At 69.9% G+C, this 24,582-nt stretch carries 24 protein-coding genes; 14 read left to right on the forward strand and 10 right to left on the reverse strand.

The features are described 5' to 3' along the window. Window positions 1-6: 6 nt before the first annotated feature. The 3 genes from BHQ18_RS05355 to clpB form a co-directional block, all read right to left on the reverse strand. Window positions 7-783, reverse strand: coding sequence for an SDR family NAD(P)-dependent oxidoreductase (locus BHQ18_RS05355; protein ID WP_069412537.1), 777 nt, complete (start codon window positions 781-783; stop codon window positions 7-9). Between the two features lie 35 nt (window positions 784-818). Further along, window positions 819-1,631: a trehalose monomycolate transport factor TtfA gene (gene ttfA / locus BHQ18_RS05360; protein ID WP_069412538.1), complete on the reverse strand. Its 813-nt coding sequence runs from the start codon at window positions 1,629-1,631 to the stop codon at window positions 819-821. A gap of 160 nt (window positions 1,632-1,791) precedes the next feature. Continuing rightward, entirely contained in the window at window positions 1,792-4,338 is a 2,547-nt protein-coding gene (gene clpB / locus BHQ18_RS05365) for an ATP-dependent chaperone ClpB (protein ID WP_069412539.1), read from the reverse strand. Window positions 4,339-4,505: 167 nt separating this feature from the next. On the opposite strand from clpB, the gene BHQ18_RS05370 reads away from it, so the two are divergent. From BHQ18_RS05370 to BHQ18_RS05380, 3 genes are read left to right on the forward strand one after another with little or no spacing between them, the layout of a single operon-like run. Continuing rightward, a complete protein-coding gene (locus BHQ18_RS05370) occupies window positions 4,506-5,135 on the forward strand; it encodes a CYTH domain-containing protein (RefSeq protein ID WP_069412540.1) in 630 nt (209 codons plus the stop codon). A 56-nt stretch (window positions 5,136-5,191) separates the two neighbouring features. After that, entirely contained in the window at window positions 5,192-5,581 is a 390-nt protein-coding gene (locus tag BHQ18_RS05375) for an Rv0361 family membrane protein (protein WP_069412715.1), read from the forward strand. Between the two features lie 7 nt (window positions 5,582-5,588). After that, entirely contained in the window at window positions 5,589-6,239 is a 651-nt protein-coding gene (locus BHQ18_RS05380) for a GAP family protein (protein WP_069412541.1), read from the forward strand. A gap of 1 nt (window position 6,240) precedes the next feature. Here the strand turns inward: BHQ18_RS05380 and BHQ18_RS05385 are convergent, their stop codons facing one another. Next, window positions 6,241-6,870 (reverse strand): TetR/AcrR family transcriptional regulator, encoded by a 630-nt coding sequence (locus BHQ18_RS05385; RefSeq protein ID WP_084293892.1) that lies wholly within the window; start codon window positions 6,868-6,870, stop codon window positions 6,241-6,243. A gap of 98 nt (window positions 6,871-6,968) precedes the next feature. Between BHQ18_RS05385 and BHQ18_RS05390 the strand changes: the two genes are divergently transcribed. The 4 genes from BHQ18_RS05390 (at window position 6,969) to BHQ18_RS05405 (ending at window position 11,218) form a co-directional block, all read left to right on the forward strand. Continuing rightward, the gene (locus BHQ18_RS05390) at window positions 6,969-7,979 is read left to right on the forward strand and encodes a hypothetical protein (RefSeq protein WP_069412543.1); all 1,011 of its coding nucleotides are present in this window, start codon (window positions 6,969-6,971) and stop codon (window positions 7,977-7,979) included. A 16-nt stretch (window positions 7,980-7,995) separates the two neighbouring features. Continuing rightward, the gene (locus BHQ18_RS05395; protein ID WP_069412544.1) at window positions 7,996-9,162 is read left to right on the forward strand and encodes an FAD-binding oxidoreductase; all 1,167 of its coding nucleotides are present in this window, start codon (window positions 7,996-7,998) and stop codon (window positions 9,160-9,162) included. Window positions 9,163-9,228: 66 nt separating this feature from the next. Continuing rightward, window positions 9,229-10,290, forward strand: coding sequence for an NAD(P)-dependent alcohol dehydrogenase (locus BHQ18_RS05400; protein ID WP_234794078.1), 1,062 nt, complete (start codon window positions 9,229-9,231; stop codon window positions 10,288-10,290). Between the two features lie 25 nt (window positions 10,291-10,315). Further along, the gene (locus BHQ18_RS05405; RefSeq protein WP_069412545.1) at window positions 10,316-11,218 is read left to right on the forward strand and encodes an aldose 1-epimerase; all 903 of its coding nucleotides are present in this window, start codon (window positions 10,316-10,318) and stop codon (window positions 11,216-11,218) included. 7 nt (window positions 11,219-11,225) lie between these two features. Here the strand turns inward: BHQ18_RS05405 and BHQ18_RS05410 are convergent, their stop codons facing one another. The 4 genes from BHQ18_RS05410 to dnaK form a co-directional block, all read right to left on the reverse strand. Further along, complete coding sequence (locus BHQ18_RS05410; RefSeq protein ID WP_069412546.1) at window positions 11,226-11,630, reverse strand: heat shock protein transcriptional repressor HspR; 405 nt, start codon at window positions 11,628-11,630, stop codon at window positions 11,226-11,228. Continuing rightward, window positions 11,630-12,811, reverse strand: a complete 1,182-nt coding sequence (gene dnaJ / locus BHQ18_RS05415) for a molecular chaperone DnaJ (protein ID WP_069412547.1) — start codon at window positions 12,809-12,811, stop codon at window positions 11,630-11,632. Before dnaJ ends, BHQ18_RS05410 begins: the two co-directional genes overlap by 1 nt. A gap of 148 nt (window positions 12,812-12,959) precedes the next feature. Then, window positions 12,960-13,577, reverse strand: a complete 618-nt coding sequence (gene grpE, locus BHQ18_RS05420; protein WP_069412548.1) for a nucleotide exchange factor GrpE — start codon at window positions 13,575-13,577, stop codon at window positions 12,960-12,962. Further along, window positions 13,574-15,433 carry a molecular chaperone DnaK gene (gene dnaK / locus BHQ18_RS05425; RefSeq protein WP_069412549.1) on the reverse strand — a complete coding sequence of 620 codons (1,860 nt, stop codon included), beginning with the start codon at window positions 15,431-15,433 and terminating at the stop codon, window positions 13,574-13,576. Before dnaK ends, grpE begins: the two co-directional genes overlap by 4 nt. Before the next feature lie 259 nt (window positions 15,434-15,692). Between dnaK and BHQ18_RS30730 the strand changes: the two genes are divergently transcribed. The 7 genes from BHQ18_RS30730 to BHQ18_RS05460 are packed head-to-tail and all read left to right on the forward strand — an operon-like array spanning window position 15,693 to window position 21,088. After that, entirely contained in the window at window positions 15,693-17,396 is a 1,704-nt protein-coding gene (locus tag BHQ18_RS30730) for a PGRS repeat-containing protein (RefSeq protein ID WP_069412550.1), read from the forward strand. Between the two features lie 23 nt (window positions 17,397-17,419). Continuing rightward, window positions 17,420-17,896, forward strand: coding sequence for a hemerythrin domain-containing protein (locus BHQ18_RS05435; protein WP_069412717.1), 477 nt, complete (start codon window positions 17,420-17,422; stop codon window positions 17,894-17,896). Between the two features lie 46 nt (window positions 17,897-17,942). After that, a complete protein-coding gene (locus BHQ18_RS05440) occupies window positions 17,943-18,476 on the forward strand; it encodes a hypothetical protein (protein WP_069412551.1) in 534 nt (177 codons plus the stop codon). Window positions 18,477-18,484: 8 nt separating this feature from the next. Further along, a complete protein-coding gene (locus BHQ18_RS05445; protein WP_069412552.1) occupies window positions 18,485-19,108 on the forward strand; it encodes a TIGR03085 family metal-binding protein in 624 nt (207 codons plus the stop codon). Window positions 19,109-19,138: 30 nt separating this feature from the next. Next, a complete protein-coding gene (locus BHQ18_RS05450) occupies window positions 19,139-20,083 on the forward strand; it encodes an LLM class F420-dependent oxidoreductase (RefSeq protein ID WP_069412553.1) in 945 nt (314 codons plus the stop codon). 40 nt (window positions 20,084-20,123) lie between these two features. Then, entirely contained in the window at window positions 20,124-20,555 is a 432-nt protein-coding gene (locus tag BHQ18_RS05455; protein ID WP_234794079.1) for a hypothetical protein, read from the forward strand. A gap of 17 nt (window positions 20,556-20,572) precedes the next feature. Continuing rightward, a complete protein-coding gene (locus tag BHQ18_RS05460) occupies window positions 20,573-21,088 on the forward strand; it encodes a hypothetical protein (RefSeq protein WP_069412555.1) in 516 nt (171 codons plus the stop codon). 75 nt (window positions 21,089-21,163) lie between these two features. Here the strand turns inward: BHQ18_RS05460 and BHQ18_RS05465 are convergent, their stop codons facing one another. Together BHQ18_RS05465 and BHQ18_RS05470 are read right to left on the reverse strand one after the other, a co-directional pair. Next, the gene (locus BHQ18_RS05465; protein WP_069412556.1) at window positions 21,164-22,651 is read right to left on the reverse strand and encodes a dynamin family protein; all 1,488 of its coding nucleotides are present in this window, start codon (window positions 22,649-22,651) and stop codon (window positions 21,164-21,166) included. A 66-nt stretch (window positions 22,652-22,717) separates the two neighbouring features. Next, the gene (locus BHQ18_RS05470) at window positions 22,718-24,550 is read right to left on the reverse strand and encodes a dynamin family protein (protein ID WP_069412557.1); all 1,833 of its coding nucleotides are present in this window, start codon (window positions 24,548-24,550) and stop codon (window positions 22,718-22,720) included. Window positions 24,551-24,582: the final 32 nt, after the last annotated feature.

Below are 24,582 nucleotides of genomic sequence, written 5' to 3' on the forward strand. Positions count from 1 at the left end.
GAGACTCTATGTCCGGCCACGGCCCCTGCCCACGACTTTGGTCATGGCGCGCACCAGGTTTCGCGGCACCAACCGTCCGCCGGTCACCACCGCCTTGTACTGCAGCCCCGGTACGATCACCACCTTGCCTTTCGCGGCATCGGCGAGTGTCTCGCGCACCACGTCGTCGACCTGGAGCCAGAACCACGACGGGGTGCCCTCCATGTCGATCCCGGCCCGCTCGTGGAACTCGGTGCGCACGAATCCCGGGCACAGCGCGTGCACCCCGACGCCGGTGCCGCCCAACCCGTTCGCCAGGCCTTCGGAGAACGCGATCACCCACGCCTTGGACGCCGAGTACGTCGACCCGCGGCCGGGCAGCAGACCGGCCACACTCGCGACGTTGATCACCGTGCCGCGGCCGGCGGCCAGCATCGCGGGCAGCGCGGCGTGGGTCAGTTGCATGACCGCGGTGACGTTGACGTCGAGTTGTGATTGCAGCAGCGCGAAGTCGGAGGTCCAGAACTCCCCGGAGGTACCGAATCCGGCGTTGTTGATCAGTACCTGCACTCCGGCGCTCAGCCGGTCGGCGACCTTGCCGCGGTCGGCGGCCTCGGCGAGGTCGGCGACCAGCACCTCGACGTTCGCGCCCGCCTCGTCGTGCAGTTCGGCGGCGAGGCTGTCCAGCCGCGCGCGGTCGCGGGCGACGAGCACCAGGTCGTGACCGTCGCGGGCGTAGCGGCGCGCGAAACCCGCGCCGATGCCGGAGGTGGGCCCGGTGATCAGGGCGACGGGACGGGACATGGGTTTCAGGCTACTTCGCTGCCCGGCGCGGTCCGCTAGCGCTGATAGTGCGGCGACTGCCGGCCGTTGCGCGCCGGCGGTGGGCGCCGTCCCGCGTCGGGCCGAGGGGGCGGCTGCTGGTAGCGGGCGCTTTCGGGACGCGGCGCCTCGGAGCGGCTGGGGGCCGGGGTGAGCGGACGGCTCGGTGAGCCGCTGCGCCGGGCCAACGCCCCCTGAGCACCCTGTGCGGCCATCGCCTGCGGGGTCGGCGGGAGCACCCGCAGCAGGTCGTTGAACTGCCGCACGGTGCGCAGACCCTCGTCCCACTGGGCCCGGGTGCTGGTGACCGGCATGGACACCAGCGTCCAGTGCTCCTCGTTCCACATGATCTCGGCGCAGTCCGGCGCGGTGTGGGCGAACGTCACCATCCGCCGGTCGCAGGCGCGGCGGGCGGCGTCGAGGTTGGTGGAGTACACCATCCGCGGGCCGATCGCGCCGAGCAGCCAGATGTCGTTCTCGCGGGGCTCTTTGACGCCCTTGAGCCGCAGGTCGACGACGACGTTGGTGCCGACCTTGCGGTGCAGGGCGATCACGGTGGCGACGTCTTCGAGGTCGAAGATGAACACCGCCTCGCCGCGGATCTGGCCGAGGACGACGTTCTTGGCGCTGATGTCGCCGACGGTGGACATCACGCCGCGCTTCCAGCGCTTGAGGATGTCGTGCGATTCGTGCTCGTAGTCGAAGCCGTGCGACTTGGCCCACGACTTGCGTCGACGTCCCAGCCCGCGCCGTCGGTCGTTGTCGACGTACAGCAGCACGCCCGCACCCACGAAGCAGAGTGCGGACAGCGTGAACCAAAGCGGAACCATTGTGCTCAGCCTACTTGCACCGGCCGCCAAATCCCGAACTTGATTTGGTTACAGGCTTATCTCAGCTGCTCTCAGCCGCCGAGTGGGAAGTTAATCAGCGTTTGTCGATCGAATCCGCGTCATAACTGGCCACTCGGCAGCCGAGTGCTCAGTCAAGGGCTCAGCCCAGCACCAGCGAGTCGCCGTCCGGGCTCAGGTTGACCGGCACGACGTCGCCGTCGTGCACCTCGCCGGCCAGCAGCATCTTGGCCAGCTGGTCGCCGATGGCCTGCTGGATCAGCCTGCGCAGCGGCCGGGCGCCGTAGAGCGGATCGAATCCGCGCTGGCCCAGCCACTTCTTCGCAGGCAGCGACACCTCGAGCGTGAGCCTGCGCTGCTCCAGCCGCTTGGCCAGCTGAGCCAGCTGGATGTCGACGATGTGCACCAGCTCCTCGGGGTTGAGCCCGTCGAAGATGATGACGTCGTCGAGCCGGTTGATGAACTCCGGCTTGAACGCACCGCGCACCGCGGCCATCACCTGCTCCTCGGTGCCGCCGGCACCCAGGTTCGACGTCAGGATCAGGATCGTGTTGCGGAAGTCGACCGTGCGGCCCTGACCGTCGGTCAACCGGCCTTCGTCGAGCACCTGCAGCAGCACGTCGAACACGTCCGGGTGGGCCTTCTCGATCTCGTCGAACAGGATCACCGTGTACGGACGCCTACGCACCGCCTCGGTCAGCTGACCGCCCTGGTCGTAGCCGACGTAGCCCGGAGGGGCACCGACCAGCCGCGCGACCGAGTGCTTCTCGGCGTATTCGCTCATGTCGATGCGGACCATCGCGCGCTCGTCGTCGAACAGGAACTCCGCAAGCGCCTTGGCCAGCTCGGTCTTACCGACACCGGTCGGGCCCAGGAACATGAACGAGCCGGTCGGCCGGTTCGGGTCGGCGACACCGGCGCGGCTGCGGCGCACGGCGTCGGAGACCGCGGTCACCGCGCGCCGCTGGCCGACGACCCGCTTGCCGAGTTCGTCCTCCATGCGCAGCAGTTTGGCGGTCTCGCCCTCGAGCATCCGGCCCGCCGGGATGCCGGTCCACGCCGACACCACGTCGGCGATGTCGTCGGGTCCGACCTCCTCCTTGAGCATCACGTCCTCACGCGCCTCGGCGTGCGGGAGCGCCGCGTCGAGCTTCTTCTCGACCTCGGGGATGCGGCCGTACCGCAGTTCGGCGGCCCGCTCCAGGTTGCCGTCGCGTTCGGCGCGGTCGGCTTCCCCGCGCAGCGACTCGAGCTGCTCCTTGAGCTCGCGCACGATGTCGATGGCGTTCTTCTCGTTCTGCCAGCGGGTCGTCAGCTCGGCGAGCTTCTCCCGGTGGTCGGCCAGTTCGGCGCGCAGCTTCTCCAACCGTTCCTTGGAGGCGGCGTCCTCTTCCTTGGACAGCGCCATCTCCTCGATCTCGAGCCGGCGCACCAGCCGCTCGACCTCGTCGACCTCGACGGGCCGCGAGTCGATCTCCATCCGCAGCCGTGACGCGGCCTCGTCGACCAGGTCGATCGCCTTGTCCGGCAGGAACCGCGAGGTGATGTAGCGGTCAGAGAGCGTCGCCGCCGACACCAGCGCGGAGTCGGTGATCCGCACACCGTGGTGCACCTCGTAGCGGTCCTTGAGGCCGCGCAGGATGCCGACGGTGTCCTCGACCGACGGCTCGCCGACGTACACCTGCTGGAAGCGGCGCTCCAGCGCGGCGTCCTTCTCGATGTACTTGCGGTACTCGTCGAGCGTGGTCGCGCCGACCAGTCGCAGCTCGCCGCGGGCCAGCATCGGCTTGATCATGTTGCCGGCGTCCATCGAACCGTCGCCGGTGGCGCCCGCACCCACGATGGTGTGCAGCTCGTCGATGAACGTGATGATCTGACCCGCCGAGTTCTTGATGTCGTCGAGCACGGCCTTGAGCCGTTCCTCGAACTCGCCGCGGTACTTCGACCCGGCCACCATCGAGCCCAGGTCCAGGCTGACGACGGTCTTGTCGCGCAGGCTCTCCGGCACGTCGCCGGCGATGATCCGCTGGGCCAGGCCCTCCACGATCGCGGTCTTGCCGACGCCGGGCTCACCGATGAGCACCGGGTTGTTCTTGGTGCGACGGCTCAGCACCTGCACGACGCGACGGATCTCGGTGTCCCGCCCGATGACCGGGTCGAGCTTGCCTTCGCGCGCGCGGGCGGTCAGGTCGGTGGAGTACTTCTCCAGCGCCTGGTAGGTGCCCTCCGGGTCGGGGCTGGTGACCCGGGCGCTGCCGCGCACCTTGACGAACGCCTCGCGCAGCGCCTGCGGGGAGGCACCGTGGCCGGTCAGCAGCTTCGCGGTGTCGCTGTCGCCGGTGGCCAGGCCGACCATCAGGTGTTCGGTCGAGACGTACTCGTCGTCCATCTCGGTCGCCAGATTCTGGGCGGCGGTGATCGCGGCCAGGGCCTGCGGAGCGAGCTGCGGCTGCGAGGCCGCGCCGCTGGCGGTGGGTAGCCGGTCGAGGAGTCGCTGCGCTTCCGCGCGGATCGTCGCGGGTTCGACGCCGACGGCCTCGAGAAGGGGTGCGGCAATGCCGTCATTCTGGGTCAGCAGAGCCATCAACAGATGGGCGGGCGTGATCTGCGGGTTGCCTGCGGCGGTGGCCGCCTGCAACGACGCGGTCAGCGCCGCCTGAGTCTTGGTCGTCGGGTTGAACGAGTCCACGACACCTTCCCTTTCCTGGGTACGTGAGCTTGGCAAAAATGCTTGTCGGATAGAACAACGCCGTCAAGGTTGAGTCTGTTCCGCTCAAGTCTATCCAATTTTTGTCCGGCCGGGAATCGCCCCGGGAGATCCGCACGATCGCGCAGTCGGCGGGTTAGCTTCGCAATATGTCCGATGACTTCGAGTTCGAGCGCAAGTTCGTGGTCCGCGACATGCCCGCCGTGGTGGCCTCCGACCCGAGCCCGGTACTGATCGCGCAGGCGTATCTGTTCGCCGCGGACGGCTACGCGGTGCGGGTCCGGCTGCAGGGAACGGCACCGGCCGATCTGCGCGGCACTCCCGCCGAGCTGGTGGCCGCCTTGGACGAGGACGCGATCGGCACCATGACCGCGAAGGGTCCGGCTGTCGGCGGCACCCGATACGAGGCCGAGCGCGAACTCGACCCGCTGGTCGCCGGCGCGATCGTCGCGCGCGCCGACCACGTCATCCTCAAGATCCGCTCCTCGGTCTGGCTCGGTGAGGACGGTTGGATCTTCGACCGGTTCCTGGCCGGCAACGCTCCCCTGATCCTGGCCGAGGTGGAACGCAACCAGCCCGTCGTCGACCTGACGATCCCGTCGTTCTGCGCCACCGAGGTCTCCGAGGACGACCGGTTCCGCAACGAGTACCTGGCGTACCACCCGTACGGCAGCTGGGCCGAGGAGTTTCGGCGCGAACTCGACCGCGTCGGGCCGAAATTCGTCGAAACCCTGGGCGAGAACCGGTTCCTGAACTCCTCGGACTCCGCGGCTCTTTGAGCCGGCCCGGCGCGTCGTACGCCGATCGCGCCGCGGCACCGGCGATCCTGGGTGTCATGCGCTTCTTTGTCGGCGCCGCGGCGGTCGCGGCCGCGGTGAGCACGCTGCTTGCGGCCCCGGCGGTCGCCGACTCCGGCGAGCAGGAGATCCGCGCGGTGCTCGACGCGATGAACTCCTCGTACAACCGCACCGACTTCGCCGGGTTCGCCGCCCACGTGTGCGCCGACATGCTGCAGGGCGCAGCGTTCGCGGCCGGCTGGTACGAGAGCCGCAAAGTCGACGGGCCCACCCGCATCACCGTGGAGTCCGTGAGCACGCGCGGCGACGACGCCGTCGCGCACGTCCGGTTCCAGGCCGGCGGGAACAACCGCACCTTCGACGTGGACTTCCTGCGCGAGGGCAGCCAGTGGAAGGCCTGCCAGTACCACCCGACGCAGAGCGCATAGTTCTACCGTGCTGACCGAACTGATCCCGCTGGCGCTGGTGATCGCGCTGTCCCCGCTGTCGATCATCCCCGGCGTGCTGGCCCTGCACAGCGCCGCGCCGCGGGCGACCGGCCTGGCCTTCGTGGCGGGGTGGGTGGCCGGGCTGACCGTGCTGACGATCGTGTTCCTGCAGGTGTCGGGGCTGCTCGGGGGACGCGGAGGCCACCCGCCGGGCTGGGCGTCGTGGCTGCGCATCGTGGTCGGCGCCGCGCTGATCGCGTTCGGCGCCTACCGGTGGTTCACCCGCGGCAAGTCAGAGCACATGCCGCGCTGGATGCATAGCATGAGCAAGCTGACCCCGGCGCGCGCGGGCGCCACCGCACTGGCGCTGACGGTCGTCAACCCGAAGGTGTTGTTCATCTGCGCCGCAGCGGGTTTGGCGATCGGGACGGCCGGCGCCGAGGACCGTCACGAGTGGCTCGGGGTGGTGTGGTTCGTCGCGGTCGCAGCGTCGACGGTGGCGCTGCCCATCCTGGCCTACGCGGTGTCCGGCCACCGCCTCGACGACGCGCTCAACCGGCTCAAGGACTGGATGGAGCGCCAGCACGCCGCGCTGATGGCGGGCATCCTCGTCGTGATCGGTCTGATGGTGCTGTACAAGGGGATTCACGGACTCTGAGTCAGTCGGGTAGCCCGAGTTCGGTGGCGTCGGCGGTCAGGTACCGGGTGACGGTCGGGGCGATCAGCCGCACCAGGTCCTCGCCGTCCATCGTCGCCAGCGGCGCGATCTTCATGACGTAGCGCAGCATCGCGGTCCCGACCAGTTGGCTGGCCGCCAGCAACGCGCGCAGCCGCGCATGTTCCCCGCCACCGAGTTCGCCTGACACCGCGGTCAGCACGTAGTCCTGCATGAACCCGCGAAACGCTTCGTGCGCATCGCTGTTCGACGTGGCCGACTGCAGCATCGCGACCATCGTCGGCCCGGAGTCCTCCGACTCCCAGATCCGCAGGTAGGTGCGCACCATCCGGACGCCGATGTCGGGGTCGGCGCCGGGGCCGCCGGCGACCGCCGAGATCAGGGCCTGCGGGTCGACGATCACGCGCAGCGCATCACGGAACAACGCCGATTTCGAGCCGAACAGGTAGAGCACCATCGCCGGGTCGACGCCCGCGTCGGCGGCGATCGACCGCAGCGTCGTCTTCTCGTAGCCCTCGGCGGCGAACCGGGCCCGCGCCGCAGCCAGCACCGCGTCCCGCGACACCGGCTCGCCCTGGCGACGGCCACGTCGCTTCGTCGCAGGTGAGGGCATACCCCGACCCTAACATTTCAATGTCTGTTGAAATCAGCGCGCGACGGCGTTACGCTCCGATCAGCCTGAAATTCAACGTCCGATGAAAAGGTTCCGCCATGACCGCCGACACCACCTCCCCGCCGACCCGTCCTGCCTCACCGACCCACGAACCGCCCGCGGCCGTGCGCGCCACGGCCGTCGTGTTCGTACTGACCGTGGTGATCGCGATCATCGCGCTCGCCTTCGCGCTGCCCGCCGCCCACACCGCTGCCCGCGACGTCCCGATCGGCGCGGCCGGCCCACACGCCGCCAGCGGTCAAATTGCCGCGATGCTCGAGCAGCAGGCGCCCGGCGCGTTCGCGGTCACCTACTACCCCGGTGCCGACGCGCTGCGCGACGCCATCGAAAACCGGGATGTCTACGGCGGTTTCGCGCTCACCCCCGAGGGTCCGGTCGCGTTGATCGCCACCGGCGGCAGCCCGATGATCGCGCAGATGCTGACCCAGATCGGCACCGGTATCGCCGAGCACAGCGGCGCCGAACTGCGCGTCGAGGATCTGGCCCCGCCGACGGCCGACGACCCCCGCGGCGCCGGGCTGGCCGCCTCGGCACTGCCGCTGACGCTGGCCGCGCTGCTGCCCGCGGTCGCGCTGGTGTTCGCGCTCAAGCGCGAAGTGTGGACCCGGCTCGCGGCGATGGTGGTGTTCTCCGGCGTGGCCGGGGTGACGATCGCGGCGCTGATGCGCTGGGTGCTCGGCGCGATCGACACCAACTTCTGGGGTGTCACCGCAGCGCTGACGCTGGGCGTGCTGGCCACCGGCATGGCACTGCTGGGCCTGGGCTCACTGTTCGGCCGGGTCGGCCTGGCCCTGGGGGCGCTGGCCGCGGTGCTGGTCGGCAATCCGCTGTCCGGGCTGATGACCGGCCCGGAACTGCTGCCGAGCGGCTGGGGTCAGTTCGGCCAGCTCCTGCCGCAGGGCGCCAACGCCACCCTGCTGCGGTCGGCGGCGTTCTTCGACGGTGCCGGGGCCGCAGTTCCGGTCGCGGTGCTGAGCTGCTGGCTGGCGGTCGGCACCGCACTGGTCGTGCTGGCCGCTCTCCGGCAGCGAAGGACACTCGCCACCTGACTTACACTCGGGCGACGTGGGACTCGACGACCGTGACGCGCTGGCTCTGCTGCGCGACGCGGTCGATCCCGCGGGTGGCTCCGACGAACTGGTGCGCGGCTTCTACACCCACTGGTTCGCTGTCGACACCTCCGCGCGCGACCTCTTCCCGCCCGACATGGCCGCCCAGCGGCAGCGCTTCGCCCACGCGCTGACCTACGTGCTGGGCGAGCTGGTCGCCCAGCGGGCCCAGCAGCCGGTGGAGTTCCTCGCCCAGCTCGGCCGCGATCACCGGAAATACGGTGTCACGCAACACCATTACGACAGCATGCAGAACGCGCTGAACAGCTCGTTCCGCAACCACTTCGGCCAGCGCTGGACCGACCGGCTGGCCGAGGCCACCCACGACGCCGTCGCGCTGATGATCGGTCTGATGCGCGGCGCCGCCGACGCCGAGAAGGGTCCGCCGTTCTGCGACGGCACCGTCATCGAGCACATGCGGGTCACCCGCGACGTGTCCGTCGTGCGCCTGCAACTGGACCAGCCGCTGTTCTACCACCCCGGCCAGTACGTCACGGTGCAGGTGCCGCAGTGGCCGCGGCGGTGGCGGTACCTGAGCCCGTCGATTCCGGCCGATCGCGGCGGCGGCGTCGAATTCCACATCCGGTCGGTGACCGGCGGGATGGTCAGCACCGCGATCATCGCCGAGACCCGGCCCGGGGACCGATGGCGGTTGTCGAGCCCGCACGGCGGTCTGCACGTCGACCGTGACGGCGGCGACGTGCTGATGGTCGCGGGCAGCACCGGCCTGGCCCCGCTGCGGACACTGATCATGGACCTGACCCGCTGGGGCGAGAACCCGCGCGTGCACCTGTTCTTCGGCGGGCGCTACCCGTGCGACCTCTATGACCTGCCCACGCTGTGGCAGATCGCCTCGCAGAACCCGTGGCTGTCGGTGACCCCGGTGTCGGAGTTCAACGTCGATCCGCCGTGGGCGCGGGACTATCCGGATGTGCAACCGCCGCGCGGCCTGCACGTGCGCCAGACCGGACAGCTGCCCGAGGTGGTGACGCGCTACGGCAACTGGGGCGACCGCCAGATCCTGATCTGCGGCGGCCCGCAGATGGTCACCGCGACCCGCGACGCGCTGATCGCCAAAGGAACGCCGGCCGAACGGATTCAGCACGATCCGCTGGCCGGGTAGAAAACCGGGCGCGCCCGGCGGCGCGATCGTAGACTCCCGATCAAGATCAACTCCTGGGGGCTGCCGATGACCACGATGCGGGCCGCGCGTATGCACGGATACAAACAGCCGTTACGGCTCGAAGAGATTCCCGTCCCCGACATCGGGCCCACCGAGGTGCTGATCAAGGTCGGCGGAGCGGGCATGTGCCGCACGGACTTTCAACTCATCGACGGCTACTTCACGCTGCCGATGGACTTCCCGGTCACCCCGGGCCACGAGGTGGCGGGCACCGTCGACCGCATCGGTGCGCAGGTGCCCGCGTCGGCGGGGCTGACCGAGGGCATGCAGGCGGTGGTGTTCGGCCCGCTCGGCGACGGGTCGTGCCGCCAGTGCCACCGCGGAAACGAACAGATCTGCAATCAGGGCCACTGGGTCGGTTTCGGCCCGCACGGCGGGTACGCCGAGTACGTGCCGGTGGCCTACCAGCAGGTGATCCCGGTCAGCGGCCGGTTGTCACCGGTGTCGCTGGCGCCGCTGACCGACGCGGGTTTGACCCCGTACCGGGGGCTCAAGAAGCTGCGCGCCGCAGGGGTTCTCGGGCCGGGCGCGACGCTGGCCGTGATGGGCGTCGGCGGGCTCGGCGCCTACGCGGTGCAGTACGCCAAGCTGCTGGGCGGCGGCGCCACCGTGGTGGCGTTCGCGCGCAGCGACGACAAGCTGGCGCTGGCCACCGACAACGGTGCCGACCACACGATCAACATTCGCGACAAGTCCGACGAGCAGGTGCGCGACGCGCTCGAAGCCGCCACCGGCACGCGCGAGGTGGACGCGGTCATCGAATGCGTCGGCGCCGAAGAGAGCGTGCGACTGGCGTTCGCGCTGCTGGCAACCGAGGGCGCGGTGGCCTCGGTGGGGCTGGTCGGCAACCGCATCGACATCCCGCTGTTCCCGCTGGTGGGTCGCGAGTACACGTTCTTCGGCTCGTTCTGGGGCAACTACAACGACCTGACCGAAGTCGTCGCGCTCGCCGAGGCCGGCAAGATCAGGGACTCGGTGACCGAGGTGCGGTTCGAGGATGTCAACGACCACATCGACGCGCTGGGCCGCGGCGACTTCGTCGGCCGCGCGGTGATCGTCTACGACTGACGCCCCACCGTGCGACGATCGTGGCGTGGTTGAGTTCGAGACCGTCACGCTGACCGATCAGGCGTCGTCGATGACCGCGACGTTCATCCCGCAGGCGGGCATGCTCGGCACCTCGCTGGCCGACGGGGACGACGAGTTCCTCGGCCAGCGCCGCGGGCTGGCCGCCTACGTCGACGACGGCAAGACGATGGGCATACCGATCCTCTACCCGTGGGCAAATCGGTTGAGCGCCAACCACTATGACGTCGACGGTGCGGTCGTCACGCTGACCCCCGGCGCCGGCGGGGTGCGGGCCGACGGCCGCGGCGCACCGATTCACGGCGTGCTGACCGCCTACCCCGGCTGGGTGGTGACTGCGCAGAGCGCCGACAGCGTCACCGCGACGCTGGACTACGGCGGCACACCACGACTGCTGGCGTCGTTCCCGTTCCCCCACGTGCTCACCCAGCGCGTCACGCTCGCCGATCGACGCCTCACGGTCGAGACGACCGTGCGCGCGACGACCGCGGCGGCGGTGCCGCTGTGCTTCGGCTACCACCCGTACCTGACGATTCCCGGTGTGCCCCGCGAGCAGTGGACGCTGACCGCGCCCGCGATGCGCCACCTACTGGTCGACGACAACGGGATCCCGACCGGCGACCGGGAGCCGTGGCCGGTGTTCGACGAGAAACTGGGCGACGCCGGATACGACGACGGGTTCGACCAGGTGCCCGAGGCCGCGGTGTTCACTCTGGCGGCCGCGGGCCGTCGCATCGACGTGGTGTTCGAAACCGGTTATCCCGCAGCGCAACTGTTCGCCCCGCCGGGCGAGAACCTGATCGCCGTGGAGCCGATGACCGCACCGACCGACGCGCTGAGGCGGGGCGGCTACCGAAAAGCGGCCCCCGGCAAGCCGGAGACCGCTCGGTTCTCGATCGCGGTCAGCTGACCGCTACTCACTCCGCCTGACGTCGCCGCCGAGCGGCTCCAGGCTGCCAGACCACGACGGCCGTGCTCTTCGGCATGACCGCCAGATCGCGGCGCGGGCTGCCGCGCAGCGTCTCCACTTCCTGGGTCAACTCGCGGACCCGCGCCTGCAGCGCCTCGACCTGGTTGGTCAACTCGATGATGCGCTTGATGCCGGCGAGGTTGACGCCTTCGTCCTGCGACAGCCGCTGCACCTCGCGCAGCAGTTCGACGTCGTGCTGCGAATAACGCCGTCCCCCACCGGAAGTCCGCTGCGGGCGGACCAGCCCGAGCCGGTCGTAGGTACGCAGCGTCTGCGCGTGCATACCCGCCAACTCGGCGGCCACCGAGATCAGGAAGGTGCGCGCTTCGTCATTCGACCGTTTCGCAGCCATCACGCACCTGCCCATCCGGCCCGCGGGTCGAACCCGCTGGCCCGCTCGGCCTTCGCGTACGCCTCCAGCGCCTCGGCCGCCTCACCTTCGAGGTTCGGCGGCACCGCCACCTTCACCGTGACGAGCAGATCACCGTGGCCGCCGGACCGTTTCGGCACACCGCGCCCACGCACCCGCAGGATCCGGCCGTCGGAGGTGCCCTTGGGCACCCGGACGCCGACCTTGCCCTCCAGCGTCGGGATCGACAGCGTCGTGCCCAGCGCCAGTTCGTGGAAGCTGACCGGGACGGTGACGGTCAGATCGTCGCCGTCGCGGCCGAACACCTTGTCCGGGCGCACATGCACCGTCACGTACAGGTCACCCGAGGGTGCGCCGCGCAGCCCCGCCTCGCCCTGGCCGGCCAGCCGGATCCGTTGACCGTCCTCGACGCCCGGCGGGATCCGCACATTGATCGTGCGGGTGCGGGTGGTGACGCCGGTGCCCTTGCACTCCCCGCAGGGGTGCTCGATGATCGAGCCGCTGCCCCGGCACTCGGTACAGGGTTCGGAGAACCCGAACGCGCCCTGGTTGCGGTTGATCACCCCGGCGCCGTTGCAGTTCGGGCACACCTTCGGGCTGGTGCCCGGACGCGCCCCGCTGCCGTGGCAGTTCGTGCACGGGGCCGGGCTGGTGAGCCGCAGCGGCATCGCCACACCCTTGGTCGCCTCGAGGAACGACAATTCGGTCTCGGTCTCGAGGTCGTTGCCCCGGCGCGGTCTGCTGGGTCGCGGCTGCTGGGCACCGCGCCCGAACAGCCCGCCGAACAGGTCGCCGATGTTGGCGCCGCCGGTCTGGCCGGCCGCGTCGAACAGGTCGTTGAGGTTGAATTCGACGCCATCGGAGCCGAACCCGCCGAAGCCCCCGCCGCCACCTCCACCGAACCGGCCGCGCCCGAAACCGCCGTTGGCGAACAGCCGCCGGGTCTCGTCGTACTCCTTGCGCTTGGCCGGGTCGGTCAGCACCTCCTTGGCCTCCGACACCGCCTTGTACCGGTCTTCGGCCGCCTGGTTGCCCGGGTTGCGGTCGGGGTGGTTCTCCGCGAGCAGCTTTCGCGCCGCCCGCTTGATCTCTTGTTCGCTGGCGTCAGAGGAGACGCCGAGCTCCTTGTAGAAGTCCTTCTCGACCCATTCACGCTGAGCCATACCGCGTCACCTCCTTCCGCACTTGTAGGTTTATCGCAGTCTCACTTCAATTTTGCTGGTTGCCGACGAATCACGTCGGATCAACCGGCCAAGCCGCTGGTGGCGCGGGCGACCGCATCGTCGTCGGCCGTCCCGCGCCACCCCTGTCTCACTCGCCGTCAGCGGCCGGCGCGGCGTCACCGGCCTCCGGCGCGTCGCCTTCGGGCACGGTGTCGACCACCCCGACCATCGCGTGGCGCAGCACGTAGTCGCCGACCCGGTACCCGCGCCGCATGACCGTGCCGATCACCGGGTGAGTGCCCTCACCCTCGTGCTGGACGGCCTCGTGCAGCTCGGGATCGAAGTCGTCGCCCTCGACACCGAAACCCGAAAGCCCCAGTCCCTCAAGCACACCGACGATCTTGTCGGCGACCGCCTTGAACGGTCCGCTCTCGAGGTCACCGTGGCTGCGGGCCCGGTCGAGATCGTCGAGGATAGGCAGCAGCTCGGTCAGCACCGACGCCTTGGCCCGGTCGGCCGCGGCCTGCTGCTCGCGCAGCGCGCGCTTGCGGTAGTTGGCGAACTCGGCCTGCACCCGCTGCAGGTCGGCGAGCAGCTCGGCGGCCCGCTGGGCCTCCTCACCGCTGTCGGCCGGCTCCGCGGGTGCCTCCGGCGCCGACCCGCTGGAGGTCGGGCCGGAGGCCGCGTCTCGGACTTCACCGGTGACCGGATCGATGCGCCGTTTGTCGGTGACGGTCACCGGCTCGTGCGGATCGTTTCCTGTCACTTGTTCTCCTTGTTGTCATCGTCGACGACCTCCGCGTCGACCACATTGTCGTCGGCACTGGACGTGCCGCCGGCCCCGGCTTCCGAGGCCTGCTCGGCCTGCGTGGCCTCGTAGATCGCCTGGCCCAGGCCCTGCGACTCGACGCCCAGCTTCTCCATCGCCGACTTGATCTCGGCGATGTCGGTCCCCTCGAGCGCCTTCTTGGCGTCGGCGATCGCGGCGTCGACCTTGGCCAGCGTGTCCTCGGGGACCTTCGAGCCGCCCTCGGCCCCGCGCTGTTCGGCGACGAACTTCTCCGTCTGGTAGACCAGCGACTCGGCCTGGTTGCGGACGTCGGCCTCCTCGCGCCGCTTGCGGTCCTCCTCGGCGTGCGCCTCGGCGTCCTTGACCATCCGGTCGATCTCCTCCTTGGACAGGCCGGAGCCCTCCTGGATGCGGATGGTGTTCTCCTTGCCGGTGCCCTTGTCCTTGGCGGTGACGTGCACGATGCCGTTGGCGTCGATGTCGAAGGTCACCTCGATCTGGGGCACACCGCGCGGAGCCGGCGGGATACCGGTCAGCTCGAAGCTGCCGAGCAGCTTGTTGTGCGCGGCGATCTCGCGCTCACCCTGATACACCTGGATCTGCACCGACGGCTGGTTGTCGTCGGCGGTGGTGAAGGTCTCCGACCGCTTGGTCGGGATCGTGGTGTTGCGCTCGATCAGCTTGGTCATCACGCCGCCCTTGGTCTCGATGCCCAGGCTCAGCGGGGTGACGTCCAGCAGCAGCACGTCCTTGACCTCGCCCTTGAGCACGCCGGCCTGCAGCGCGGCGCCCACGGCGACGACCTCGTCGGGGTTGACGCCCTTGTTGGGCTCCTGGCCGCCGGTCATCTCCTTGACCAGCTCGGAGACCGCGGGCATGCGGGTCGAACCGCCGACGAGCACGACGTGGTCGATGTCGGAGACCGAGATACCGGCGTCCTTGACCACCTGCTGGAACGGCGCACGGGTGCGGTCCAGCAGATCCTGGGTGATGCGCTGGAACTCGGCGCGGGTCAGCTGCTCGTCGAGGAACAGCGGGTTCTTGTCCGCGTCGACGGTGATGTAGGGCAGGTTGATCGAGGTGCTCTGGCTCGAGCTCAGCTCGATCTTGGCCTTCTCGGCGGCCTCACGCAGCCGCTGCATCGCCATCTTGTCCTTGGTCAGGTCGATGCCGGAGGTGCCCTTGAACTTGTCGACGAGCCACTCGACGATCCGGTCGTCCCAGTCGTCGCCGCCGAGGTGGTTGTCACCGGAGGTGGCACGCACCTCGACCACACCCTCGCCGATCTCGAGCAGCGAGACGTCGAACGTGCCGCCGCCGAGGTCGAAGACCAGGATGGTCTGTTCCTTCTCGCCCTTGTCCAGGCCGTAGGCCAGCGCGGCCGCGGTCGGTTCGTTGACGATGCGCAGCACGTTGAGCCCGGCGATCTGGCCGGCCTCCTTGGTGGCCTGACGCTGGGCGTCGTTGAAGTAGGCGGGCACCGTGATGACCGCGTCGGTGATGTCCTCACCGAGGTAGCTCTCGGCGTCGCGCTTGAGTTTCATCAGCGTGCGCGCGCTGATCTCCTGCGACGTGTACTTCTTGTCGTCGATCTCCACCGACCAATCGGTGCCGATGTGGCGCTTGACCGAACGGATCGTCCGGTCGACGTTGGTCACCGCCTGGTTCTTGGCGGGCTGTCCGACCAGCACCTCCCCGTTGCGCGCGAACGCGACGACGGACGGCGTGGTGCGGGAGCCCTCGGAGTTGGCGACCACGACCGGGTCGCCACCCTCAAGAACCGCGACGACGGAGTTGGTGGTCCCGAGGTCGATTCCGACCGCACGAGCCATGGTTGTTCCTCCTGAATAGTCCTGCTGATAGGGGTCTGAGTGCACCGCACTCAAGACTGCGCCGACGGACTATAACCTGTCAACCCAGACTTGAGTCATCTGCGCTCAAGTGTCGTAAGGCTCAACGGGTCGGCTGCCGCGTTTGTTCCCGACCCGCCCCGAAATAGCTCCGAAACTGGGGTAGCGCCTTACCCCAGGAGCCGGCGCCCACCGCCACGACACTCGAATCGACTTGGCAATCGCTAACGGGGAGGGCACCGTGTTTTCGCAGTCTTCGCAGTTCTGGCAGCAGTCAACCCGCAGCACACGAACGCGCGCCGCGGTGTTCCTCGGCGGCGCCGGCCTCATCACGGCCGTGCCGGCGGTGGCGTTCCTGTCCGCGCCGACCGCGCAGGCACAACCCGAAATTGCCTGTACGACCACCATTCCGCGCAGCTGCAGCGCCTCGGGGGCCGAACTGGCCAACCGGCTCACCGCGCCGCGGGACCCGCTGACCGCGCTGGTGAACAACCCGCTGATGGACCTGGCCGGCATGGTGCCGGTGGTCAACGTCTTCATCGGCAACGGTATGGACGGCAACGCCCTGCACCCCAACGGGTTCAACGGCGGGATCCTGATCGGCAACGGCGGGGACGGATGGAACTCCACCACCCCCGGTGTGGCAGGCGGCAACGGCGGCAGCGGCCGGTTGTTCGGCAGCGGCGGCAGGGGCGGCGACGGATACTCCGACATCCGCACCTCGGGTGACGCCACCGGCACCGACGGCGGCAGGGGCGGCAACGGCGGCGTGTTCCGCGGCAGTGGCGGCGCGGGCGGCGACGGCGGTGATGCGGTCACCTACGGCGCCACCGCGACCGCGGGCCACGGTGGCTGGGGTGGCTTGACCACGAACGGGAACGGGGGCGGCGGCGGCGACGGCGGCTACGCCTACGGCGGTTCGATCGTGACCACGGATCCCGAGACCGGCCTGACGACCGTCCAGGTCGGCAACGCTGTCGGCGGGGACGGCGGCCTCGGGATGCCCTCTGGGCCGACCTTCCCCAACCAGAGCACCGGCGACGGCGGGGACGGCGGCGACGGCGGCTACGCGATCGCCTACGGCGGCGACGCGACCGGCGGCGACGGCGGAAGAGCCGGCAACGCGACCAGCACCGGTTCGGGTGGCGAGGGTGGTAACGGCGGCTACGCCATCGCGGTCGACGAACTGAGCGTCACCGGTATCACGACGCAGACGTTTCCCGGCGTCCCCGGCCCCGTCACGGTGACCACCGGCGAGGTGATCGGTGGCGACGCCGTCGGCGGGTCCGGCGGATCGGGCGGCGTTTCCTACGAGGGCACCGGCGGCGACGGCGGGCAGGGCGGCAGCGCCACCGCGGCGGCCGGCAGCGCGACGGGAGGCAACGGCGGAAGCGGTGGCCACAACTGGGTGGGCAACATCAACGGGCACGGGGGTGACGGCGGAAACGGCGGTGGCGCCTCGGCGACGCCGGGCGGGCAGTACACCGTCGTCTCCACTCCGAGCGGCAGCGAGATCAGTTCGACGCTCACGCCCGCTGCCGGTGAGGGTGATGCTACCGGCGGCCGCGGCGGAACGGGCGGCAATGCCGGGCACACCGGCGGCGGGTACGGCAGCGGCGACGGCGGGGACGGCGGCGACGGCGGCGACGCGACCAGCGACTACAAGAACGCCACCGGGGGCAACGGCGGATTCGGCGGCCACGGCTCTCTCGGCGGCACCGGTGCGGGTCAACCCCAGGACGCGGCCAACGGAGGAGACGGCGGCGACGGCGGGGATGCCCAGGTGCGCAACACCTCCGACTTCGGCAGCACCGTCACCGGCAGCGCCGAGGGCGGCAACGGCGGCAAAGGGGGTGCCCCCGGAACTCAGGGCAGCAGCGGGTCGGACGGCCAGGGCGGCTCAGCGACCGGCGGCGTCACCAACGATCCCGGCGCCGACGGGTGATCGCAGGCGTACCGTCGGAAGCCGTGTGCCAGTACTGCGGTTGCCGGGACATCCCGCTGATCCGCGATTTCATCCACGAGCACGCCCGGGTCCTCGACCTCGGGCGCCACGCGGTCCACGCGATCGACCGCGGCGAGTTGGACACCGCGAGAGGTCTGCTCACCGACATGGCCGGCGAGTTGGTGCCGCACTGGCGCGGCGAGGAGAACGGGTTGTTCGCGGTGATGGCCAAGGACGACACGGTCGCCGAGCACCTCGCCCCGCTGATCCGCGAACACCGCGAGCTCGACCGGCTGCTGGCGACCGTCGACCTCACCGCGCCGGAAGGGCAGCAGGCCGTCCGGGACGCGGTCGACGAGCTGTTCGAGCACATCCGCCGCGAAGAGGACGGTATTTTCCCCGCCGCGTTGACGTCACTGGACGGCGACGAGTGGGACGTGGCGATCGCGTCCTGGCACGAGGCGCACCCCGGCCGCGAGATGGTGCGGTTCAACGTCTGAGGTGTCACTCCCGCCACTTCCGTCACAGCTTGCGTACCGTGGGTGAATGCGAACGACGACCGTCGCGGTGTGCGCGATCCTGATCGGTGCGGCAGCCGTCGGGTGCGCGAGCAGCACACCCGGAAGACCCGTGGCGGTCCCCGACACCCAGTCCGAGCCCACCTACCCGACGCCGCGGCCCCCGCGCTCGTCGCCGCCCTCGCCGCCGTCAGCGGCCCGGCCGCCGGGGAAGGTGCCCGCCGCCGAGACCCTGCCCGAACAGAACGGGTACGTCTTCATCGAGACGAAATCCGGGCGGACCCGCTGCCAGCTCAGCGCGGCCGAGGTCGGCTGCGAAACCGCGTTCGTCGACCCTCCGGACGTCGGCGGGCTGCCGGCGAACGGCGTCCGACTGAGCCCCGACGGCGAATTGTCCTGGGTGGTGGGCAATCTCGGCGCTATCCCGGCCGTGACACTCGACTACCGCTCCTACCGCGCGGCGGGCTGGACCATCGAGGCCGCCGAGAGCGGCACACGGTTCACCAACGACGGCACCGGACGCGGCATGGTCGTCGCAATCGAGGGCGTCAAAACGTTCTAGGGTGGGGCATGACCGCTGCTCAACGTGAACGCGCCGCCCTGGTCGCCACGATGCGCGAGGTCGGCCCTGACGCGCCGACCCTGTGCGGCGACTGGACCACCCGTGACCTGGCCGCGCACCTGGTGGTGCGCGAACGCCGACTCGACGCCGCCCCCGGGATCATGATCCCCGCGCTGGCCGGCTACACCGACAGGGTGCAGCGCCAGGCCGCGCAGGGTTCCGACTGGGACGTGCTGCTCGACAAGGTCGCGTCCGGCCCGCCGGTGTACTCGCCGTTCAAGATTCTCGACCCGGTGGCCAACATGGGCGAGATGTTCATCCACCACGAGGATGTTCGTCGCGCCCAATCCGGCTGGGAGCCAAGGCCTCTCGACACCGAGACGGTCAACGCGCTGACCCGCTCGCTGCCACTGATGGCACGGATGACGATGCGCAGGGCACCGGCACGGGTGACGCTGCGCACGCCGCAGGGCAAAGCGCTGGCCACCGTCGGGCGCGGCGAGCCGGTGACCGTCACCGGCGACCCGCAGGAGCTGCTGCTGTTCATCTCCGGGCGCGACGAGGTGCGTCTCGACTTCGACGGCGACGCCGCCGCGGTCGAGTCGGTGCGCAACAACCGCGGCGGGCTGTAGCGCGACAAGCCCGCGCCTAAGCTGGCGGGCGTGAGTTCCTCAACCGATTTCCGTGTCTTCGTCGAACCACAGCAGGGCGGCACCTACGCCGACCAGCTCGCCGTCGCCCAGGCCGCCGAAGAGCTCGGCTACTCGGCGTTCTTCCGGTCCGACCACTACCTGGCGATGAGCGGCGACGGGCTGCCCGGCCCCACCGACTCCTGGGTCACCCTGGCCGGGATCGCCCGCGAGACGACGTCGATCCGGCTCGGCACGATGGTCACCTCGGCGACGTTCCGCCACCCCGGCCCGCTGGCGATATCGGTCGCGCAGGTCGACGAGATGAGCGGTGGCCGAGTCGAATTCGGCATCGGCGCGGGGTGGTTCGAGGCCGAACACCAGGCGTACGCGATCCCGTTCCCGCCGCTGGGCGAACGCTTCGACCGGCTCACCGAACAGCTCGAGATCATCACCGGCCTGTGGACGACACCGCAGGGCGGCACCTTCGACTACCCGGGCAGCCACTACACCGTCGTCGACTCCCCGGGCCTGCCCAAGCCCGCGCAGTCGCCGCACCCTCCGGTCATCATCGGCGGCCAGGGCGCCAAGCGCACACCCCGGCTCGCCGCGAGGTTCGCCTCGGAGTTCAACGTCCCGTTCGTGCCGCTGGACACCGTCAGGACGCAGTTCGAGCGAGTGGCCGCCGCGGTCGCCGACGCGGGTCGGCCCGCCGAGTCGATGACGTACTCCGCGGCGTTCGTGCTGTGCGCGGGGCGCGACGACGCCGAGGTGGGCCGCCGCGCGGCGGCGATCGGACGTGAGGTCGACGAACTGCGCAGCAACTCCCCCACCGTCGGCACCCCGGCCGAGATCGCCGACAAGCTGGGCCCCTTCACCGAGGCCGGCGTGCAGCGGGTCTATCTGCAGGTTCTCGACATGTCCGATCTCGCGCACGTCGAGTTCTTCGCCCGCGAGGTGATCCCGCAGCTCGGCTGAACAGGCGCCGTCGAGCAAGCCGCCACTACTATCGGTGGCCGTGACCAGGGCCGAGCAGGACGACCGTGCACCCTGGTACAACCGCACCCCCGAAGTCGTCGGCGCCAGCCTGGCGGCCCTGGTGGTGATCGGCCTGCTGGTGTTCGGCGCGACCTTCGTGTCGCGACAGTTCAGCGAGCCGCCGCCGCAGGCCCCGCTGAACTTCGTCGAGCCCAGTTTCACGTCGGCCCCGTCGCGGACCCCGTCGAGCCCGGCCACGACCGCAACCACCGGGACGATCACCAGCACCAGCCCGCCGCAGACCACCGACATCAACGACACCACGACGCCGTCGGAGTCGACGACGTCGGAGTCCGAGACCACCAGCGAGCGGCGGCCCCGCGTCCGCGACAGCGACGAGCAGACGACTCCGCGGACGACACGCCGCGGACCTCGCACGAATGTGACGCGCACCCTCAATCCGTTCAACTGAGCGCCTACTATCGGCGCGTGGCGCGAAACGGCTCTCCCGATGACCCGAACTACTCCGACGACGACCCCACCACGTACGCCAACTACGGCACCGGCGGCTACGACGACGGGGGTGGCTACGGCGAGCCGCCCGAGGAGCCCACGCCGTGGTACCGCAAACCCGCCGCGCTCGTCGGGTTCGGGGCCGCCGGCGCCCTGCTGGTCGCGCTGATCGTGTGGATGCTGGTCGCCGTGATCACCGGAGGCGACGAACCCCAGGAGTCGACCCCGCTGACGCCGCTGACCACCACGAGCCGCTCGGTCGCCACCACCGTGCCGACGACGACGACCGTGGTGACCGAGACGACGGCGGCGCCGCCGACCACCACCGAACCGACCACCACGACCACCACCACGGAGCCGACGACCACCACGGAGCCGACTACCACGACCACCACGACGACCCCGCCGACCACCAGCGTCAGCACCAGCACCGAAACCAGCACCGAAACCAGCACGGTCACCGAGACCGTGACCGCACCGCCGTCGCCCTAGGCGATCAGTCGCGCCGATTTCTGCGTCAGGGTCGCTGAATTCGCGGATCAGCCCCAGCGCAGATCTCGACGAGATCTAGTAGTTGCGCGCCGCGTACTCGGCCACCAGCGCCTCGGCGCTGCGCACCGCGGCCCGGCACGCGCGGGTGGTGAACGGGTCGTTGAGCGGATGATCGGCGCGGCGGCGCCAGCGCTGCGCCGCGGCGAACGCCGCCCGCGGTCCGTCGTAGGGGTTGTCGGGCTGCAGACCCAGCCGACTGGCCGCGTCGGTCCCCGAACCGCCGATGATCCGTCGCAGCGAGACGATCTCGTCGTCGTTCAACGTCGTTGGCCGCGAACGCAGTTGGCTCAACAGCCGCAGCTCCTCGAACGCGTGGGTGTCGGCGAGCAGCGGGTCGATGTCGGCGATGATGTACGGGCTGGCGTAGATCGGGTTGTTCTGCACGAACCGCCGCAGCGACAGCAGCGCGGTGTGCGCCTTGAGCAGATCCGAGCGCTGCGCGAACTGCTGATCGATCACCTCGCGCAGCGCGACCAGGCCGCTGCGCTCGAGCAGTTCGTCGGCCAGCGCCACCGAGTCGCTGACCCCGGCGCGCAGCACCGCGATCGAGATCCGGATCCCGAACATCCCGAACCGGTCCAGCAGCGCCGCCCGGGTGGCCGCGTCGACCGGCAACGTGTCGTCCTCGCGCACGAAGCGGTCCACCGACAGCATCGCCTTGGTCAGCTGCGCCGCGTCCACCCCGGCGAGCTTCTCCAGCGCGACGAACTCGCTCTGCCGCAGCGTCCGCGCCGTCAACGCCAGCAGCCCCGACACCGGCACCACCGCTTGGCAGATGCCGGTCCGGTCCATCTCGGCGGTGAACCGTTTCGCGACGTCCTTGGCCGAGAGCATCGCGTCGATCCGGCCGGCACCGATCTCGTCGGCGCGCGAGGCCACCCCGATGACGCCCAGCGCGCCGTTGGACCCGCCGACCAGCTCACCGATCTGCTTGAGCAGCGCGATGTCCGTCGCGTTCAGCGTCCGCAGCAGGAAGACCACCGCGTCGATGCGCGGCACCCCGTCGTCGGGCACCAGCAGCCGCAGCGTGCGGGCCGACACATCCGGCGACAGCGAGGAGGTGCCGGGGGTGTCGATGATCGTGGTGTCGATCAGCTCGGCGGCCGGCCACTCCACGTCGAGGTCGACGATGTCGTGCGGGTCGAGCGTGGCGAAATCGAAGGTGAGCCCACCGGTGTCGCGTCCGATCGGCACGTTGGAGCGCCGCCCGCCCACGTGGTTCGCGGTGACCTTCGGGGTGGGACCGTGCCGGAACCACGTCACGATACGGGTGGCCTCGGTGGCATCCGTCGGCGCAATGTCCTCTCCCACAAGGGCATTCACCAACGTCGATTTACCCGCCTTCAACGTGCCCGCCAGCGCGATGCGGATCGGCTGGTTGAGCCGGCTGCCGATCCGGTCGAGTTCGTTGTGCACGTCGGGGCGGTGGCGGTACGCGGGATCGGCCTGGTACGCCTGGATCGTTCCGCCCAGGATCGCACGCACCTGATCGCTCGTGCTCATCTCGCGCTACTCACCAACGCTCCCCGCTCGGGTCATGCCGGGGATCAAGCTTAGGCACCGACGGCGCTAGCCGGCGCCCGCGGGTTGGGCCATCAGCTTGACGGCCTGCTCGGTGACCTGGTTGAGAATGTTGAGCGCACGTTCCAGTTCCTTGACCCGGCCGTTGCGTTCGGCCTCGGCCAGCTGGGCCGCGGCCAGCGTCGCCTGCAACGACTCGTTCAGCGAGCGGGTGGTCTGGTTGGCGATCTCGCGGTAGTGGTCGCGCAGCTGACGCTGGATCGCCTTGAGCCGGTCCCGGGATTCCTTGGCGACCGCGAACTGGGTGTCGTCGACGAACCGGCGGGTGTTGAGTTTGGCCTCGTTGCGGACCCGCTGCATCCGGTTCTCGACGTTCTCCTTGTACGCGCTGCGCCCCATCAACAGCCCCGCCCCCAGCGAGATCGGGTTGAACATGCCCAGCCCGGCGAACGACGTCATCATGCCGAACATCAGCACCCCGCCGTAGGAGCCCTGCATGCCCATGGTCAGCTTGCGGCCCTTGCTGAGCTGCTTGGCCTCCAGCCTCGACAGCGACTTCATCTCGCCGAGGTCGGCGCCCATCCGGCGGGGATCGAGTTGCGGCATGTTCACCGCGTCCAGGCCGGCGTCGACGAACGTGCGGGCGACCTCGGCGGCCAGCGCCTCGGCCCGCTGGTGGGCCCAGACGAAGTTGTCGCCCACCGCGGTCGCGATCGCCTCTTCGAGCTCCGCGCCGATCTCGGCCCAGTGCTGGGTCGGGTCGCAGGTGTCGATCACGTGCTCGATGTGTTGGCTGATCACCCGGAACCGGCCGCGCAGATCGTGGTCGACGTCGGCGGTCAGGTCGGCGATGCCGTCGGTGAGCACCTGCTGCCACAGTGCGGTCTGCTGCAACGCATCCTGGGCTTCCTGCTTGCGCCGCTCCAGGTCCGCCTTGAGCGCGTCGCGGGTCTGCGGGTCGTTGAGCGCGGACAGCTCGGCGCTCACCTTCAACGTGAGATGCTCTGCTGCGGAGTAGATTTCGTTGACGACGTGCTCGCGGATCCGGTCGTTCTGCCGACCCAGCACCTCCTCGCTGAGGAACTTCACGATGGCCGGGAAGTTCGATTCCTCGTTGAGCTCCTTGTCGTTGAGCTGGATCGCATGGGCGCGCAGCAGCGACGACGCGGGGATCATCGGCACCGAGAGCCCGGCCCGCTGCAGGTGCGCCCTGTTGGCCTCGACGATCTGGCGCCAATGCGGGTACAGGTCGGTCTTGGTCGCGACAATCGCTGCGACAGGGCAGATCTCGAACGCCTGGCGCATGAACGTCATCTCGGGTTCGGTGAACTCCTGGCTGGTGTCACTGCACATCAGCACCGCGTCGGCGTCGGGCAGCAGCCCCAGCGTCGCCGACAGGTGGGGTTGGCCGTGCCCGCCGACGCCGGGGGTGTCGACGAACGCCAGCCCGTTCCGCAGCAGCGGGCTGGCCGCGGTGACCTCCACACGCAGCACCTGCCGTCCCCCGGCCTGCGGGGCGCGCCGCAGGTCGTTGCGCAGCTCGGCCATCGGGATCTCGACGGCCTCGGGTTCCTGCCCGTCGCCGCGGGCGACGATCAGCTTGGCGCTGGCGGTCTCGCCGTAGGACACCATCGTGGCCAGCACCGTGCTCTCGTCGTCGCCGACGCGCGCCACCGGAACGTTGAGCAGCGAGTTGAGCAGCTGGCTCTTGCCCTGCTTGAGCTGACCGGCCACGACCACGCGGATCTGCGGGTCGGTGACGCGGTCCTTGGCCCGGGCCAGCCGCTCGACGAGGTCGCCGCGATCGTTGGTCTCGGCGATCCGGCTGGTGTGGTCGATAAGCTCGACGATCACCTTGACCTGCTTGGCGGGTTGTGTCATGGAGTCCTCGAGTCGAATCGGTCAGTCAACGG

Source organism: Mycolicibacterium flavescens (assembly GCF_001722335.1).
Taxonomy (GTDB): domain Bacteria; phylum Actinomycetota; class Actinomycetes; order Mycobacteriales; family Mycobacteriaceae; genus Mycobacterium; species Mycobacterium flavescens.